This window comes from Neisseria sp. P0021.S006, assembly GCF_051956895.1.
The window spans coordinates 1-953 of sequence record NZ_JBQCWZ010000516.1 but is presented as its reverse complement, the minus strand read 5'-3'; the positions used below and the strand labels follow the sequence as shown (position 1 = coordinate 953).

Below are 953 nucleotides of genomic sequence, written 5' to 3'. Positions count from 1 at the left end.
ATACCCGTACACGCGATTTGTTTGAAGACTTTACTAAAGTCCTCAATACCGTTGATGCGCTGGTGTTGACCGAAGTTTATGCCGCAGGTGAAGAGCCGATTGCCGCAGCCGATTCCCGCGCCTTGGCGCGCGCCATCCGCGTATTGGGCAAACTTGAGCCTATTTACTGCGAAAACGTTGCCGACCTGCCGCAAATGCTGCTGAATGTTTTGCAAGACGGCGATGTTGTTCTGAATATGGGTGCCGGCAGCATCAACCGCGTTCCGTCTGCATTGGTGGAATTGTCGAAACAATCATAATAAACAGGCATATTGGCCTTTGAGGACAGATAGGTCGTCTGAATAATATTCAGACGGCCTGTATCAGTATTTAAGAAAGTGGAAATTATGCAGAATTTTGGCAAAGTGGCCGTGTTGATGGGTGGTTTCTCCAGCGAGCGCGAAGTTTCGCTGGACAGTGGCGCCGCTATTTTGGCTGCCTTGAAAAGCAAAGGCGTCGATGCCCATGCGTTCGACCCCAAAGAAACCCCGTTGTCTGAATTGAAAACACAAGGTTTTCAGACGGCCTTCAATATTCTGCACGGCACTTTCGGCGAAGATGGCGCGATTCAAGGTGCATTGGAGCTGATGGGTATTCCTTACACCGGTAGCGGCGTGGCCGCTTCTGCACTGGGTATGGACAAATACCGCTGCAAACTGATTTGGCAGGCTGTGGGCTTGCCTGTTCCTGAGTTTGCCGTATTGCATGACGACAGCAACTTTGATGCCGTTGAAGAAAAATTGGGCCTGCCGATGTTTGTGAAACCCGCCGCGGAAGGCAGTAGCGTCGGTGTGGTAAAAGTCAAAGAAAAAGGCCGTCTGAAAAGCGTTTACGAAGAATTGAAACATTTGCAGGGCGAAATCATTGCCGAACGCTTTATAGGCGGCGGCGAGTATTCTTGCCCGGTATTGAAC

2 protein-coding genes are annotated in these 953 nt (G+C 50.5%); both read left to right on the top strand.

The genetic code is table 11. The annotated features are described in order from the left end of the window. Positions 1-299 (top strand): glutamate ligase domain-containing protein (locus ACTHUM_RS15380; RefSeq protein ID WP_440403338.1); only part of this gene is annotated, 299 nt, incomplete at its 5' end. Positions 300-386: 87 nt separating this feature from the next. After that, on the top strand, positions 387-953 hold a 567-nt coding region (locus tag ACTHUM_RS15375; RefSeq protein ID WP_440403337.1), incomplete at its 3' end, for a D-alanine--D-alanine ligase.